Here is a 2,757-nt window from a genome sequence, read left to right as displayed (position 1 = left end):
CGGGCAAGGTTTTCTATTGTGTGGTTCGTTCTGGTGATTGGGTTCTTTTTAATACGACTGTTTATTTGAAGGGGGATAAGTGTCCTGAAGGCAGTGATCTTGATCTGACTACGGGTGTCGCCATGTGTAAGCCTCCGGAGCCGGAAAAGCCCAATGACTGTATTGAAGGGCTGTATGACTTGTTCAGTAGTCCGCCGTCTCCAGTTGTTCAGGTTGGCGGCAGGAATCAAGTTATAAGTAGTCCGCCGGCAGGTTGTAAGAACGGGTGCGCTTATTCTGCGGATTCATCGAAGACTACGAGTTGTTATTTCGTCACTGGCTCGACGAATGAGGGGTTCTGCAATTACTCGCTGCGAAGTACTGGCGCCACGTGTCCAGCCGACACTAACAACCCTGGAATGACCGGGCCGTCGTTGAATAGCACGCCGCCGACTGATCCGAATGAACCGTCGTCCGATCCGAACGACCCTGGCTGTCCGGCTGGGTATAGCTGGTCCGGCACGACGTGCGTCAAGACGCCGACTGACCCCACTGACCCGACGAATCCGGGCGATGGTGGCGGCGATGGTGGTACCGGAGGTGGCGGTACTGGCGGTGGCGGCGATGGCGGCACAGGCGGTGGTGGTGATGGTGGCGGCGATGGCGGCACAGGTGGCGGTGGTGATGGTGGCGGCACGCCTGGAACGGGTGGCGGCGATGGTGATGGCGGCGGAACGGGTGGTGGCACTGGCGGCGGTGACGGCTCAGGGGAGGGCGGTGGTACCGGTGGTGGAACTGGCCTGGAAGGCGGCTGTAAGGACGATAGTTGCGCGTTCGTGAAGAACAACCCGTTTGGCACGGACAAGGTTCCGGGCTTTGACGAATCGCTGCAAAAGGCTTGGACGGATATCAAGAAAGCCCCGATTGGCCAGGCCCTGGGCAAGATCACGTTTCCGACCGGGGGAAGCTGTCCAGTTCAGAGCGTTGAACTGTTCGGGAAGAGTGTGATGTTCGATTCGCACTGTAACTTGTGGTCTCAGATTGAGCCGATTTTGAAAGCGGTGTTCCTGGCGTTTTGGGCGCTGCTGTCTGTTCGTGTGTTCCTGTCAGCGTGAGGTGATGTATGGAAGGCATTCTTAGTGCTATCAAACAACTGATTCAAACGGCGACCGATTTCTTTCAGCGCGCACTTAAGGCAATCGAAGACTTCTTTAAGTGGGCGCAAGATGCGTTTGATTATTTTTGGGAGCTTCTTCCTGTCCTGCCTGAGTACGTGTTTCACAGGCTTGTCTCCGGTATTGTGAAGTTCTTCCAGTGGTTGCCGGTACCTGATTTCTTTGTGCAGGCAGGTAACGCGTTTCAGTCAATACCGCCGTCGGTGGTGTATTTCGCCAATGCATTCCAGATTGGTCCAGGCGTGACCATGGTCCTGGGCGCGTATCTGCTGCGTTTCATTCTCCGGCGTATCCCGATTATCGGTTGAGGTGATGTATGGCCATTGATGCATATGTAGGCAAGCCTGGGCACGGTAAAAGTTATGGCGTTGTCGAACACGTAATTATTCCGTCGCTGAAACAAGATCGGCATGTTGTGACGAATATCCCGCTCGAAGTCGATATGTTGCTGATGGACTTTGGCGGGACTATTGAACAACTGCCGGAAGACTGGTTTGAGCGTGAAGACTTGGCCGATTTCGCGCCGCCTGGTTCGGTCCTGGTGCTGGACGAATTGTGGCGGCGCTGGCCCAAGGGCCAGAAAACCAACGATGCGCCGATGGCCGACAAGAAACTGTTGGCCGAGCATCGGCACCGCGTAGACAAGAAAAACCGGTCGATGCGGGTTGTCATGGTGACCCAGGACCTCGACCAGCTCGCCAGTTGGGCAGTGCTGCTGGTCGAAACCACGTACCGCATGGTTAAGAAGTCGAAGACCATGTTCCGGGTCGATATCTACAACGGCGTGGCCAAGGGCGACAGCCCGCCGAAGTCGAAGCTGCTTCGCAGCACGGCCGGGCGTTTCAAGCCTGACGTTTACCGGTACTACAAGTCAGCTACGCAGTCCGAAACGGGCGCTGTGGGCGATGAGTCCAAAGCCGATACGCGGGGCTCGTTCTGGCGATCCTGGGGCTTCTGGGGGCTGGTTGGGCTGATCGTGGTCTGTTTGTCGGTCGGCATTCCCGGCGTCGTCCGGTTCTTCACGCCGCCGCAGCCCAAGCAAGCGTCAGCGCCGACTCCCGCGTCTAAGGTCGTTGAACAGGCGCAGCCAGTGGCGGCTCCTGCGGGTCGCGCGATGCAAGCGGTCTATGGCACGTCGTCGAATGGGCCGGTGCCGTCTGCGATCTGGCGGATTGCCGGCTATGTGCATGCCGGCCTGGGCCGGGCTGAGGCGTGGCCGTCGAAGGATGGTTACAACGCTGAGCCGGATCGACCGATCAGCAAGACGTCGCGTGTCGTGCTGGTGTCCGAGGCTGGCCGTACGCGGTTCTGGCCGATTGAGAAATGCCGGTTCTTCGAGCAGACGCCCGATTTGTATTGCGACATCGACGGCGAGCGTGTGACGTTCTGGACGGGCCGAGGGGCCGTATCGACTGTGATGGATGCGACAAGCACCGCGAGCGGCGGCAGCCAGCGTAGCGCAGCGTCCGCCGCGACCGGTGCGCAGGTGCAGACCCCGCATTCGTTTCAGCCGCAGCCTCAGCAGCAGGGAACCCGCGTGACCGTTGTTGCTGATGGCAGCCGTTCGCCCCGCACGTTGTAACCTCTGGCTTCGCATAATGTG

General features: G+C 58.6%; 4 protein-coding genes. All 4 read left to right on the top strand.

Features of this window, described 5'->3' with window-relative positions; translation table 11 throughout:
* Positions 1-564: 564 nt before the first annotated feature.
* Genes ACTJJX_RS34940 through ACTJJX_RS34925 form a run of 4 tightly spaced genes read left to right on the top strand, consistent with a single transcriptional unit; the run spans position 565 to position 2,736 of the window.
* Positions 565-819: a hypothetical protein gene (locus ACTJJX_RS34940; RefSeq protein ID WP_178383360.1), complete on the top strand. Its 255-nt coding sequence runs from the start codon at positions 565-567 to the stop codon at positions 817-819.
* Positions 816-1,094, top strand: a complete 279-nt coding sequence (locus tag ACTJJX_RS34935; protein ID WP_031653286.1) for a hypothetical protein — start codon at positions 816-818, stop codon at positions 1,092-1,094. The genes ACTJJX_RS34940 and ACTJJX_RS34935 overlap by 4 nt, the downstream gene beginning before the upstream one ends.
* 8 nt (positions 1,095-1,102) lie before the next feature.
* Positions 1,103-1,462 carry a DUF2523 family protein gene (locus ACTJJX_RS34930; protein ID WP_033944456.1) on the top strand — a complete coding sequence of 120 codons (360 nt, stop codon included), beginning with the start codon at positions 1,103-1,105 and terminating at the stop codon, positions 1,460-1,462.
* 8 nt (positions 1,463-1,470) lie between these two features.
* Positions 1,471-2,736 carry a zonular occludens toxin domain-containing protein gene (locus ACTJJX_RS34925; RefSeq protein WP_023082786.1) on the top strand — a complete coding sequence of 422 codons (1,266 nt, stop codon included), beginning with the start codon at positions 1,471-1,473 and terminating at the stop codon, positions 2,734-2,736.
* The last annotated feature ends 21 nt before the right edge of the window (positions 2,737-2,757 follow it).

Origin of the sequence: Pseudomonas sp. 22490, from assembly GCF_052044465.1 — a bacterium.
Classification (GTDB): Bacteria; Pseudomonadota; Gammaproteobacteria; order Pseudomonadales; family Pseudomonadaceae; genus Pseudomonas; species Pseudomonas aeruginosa.
Note: the sequence above shows the minus strand (reverse complement) of the source record. Positions and strands in the feature narration are given on the sequence as shown.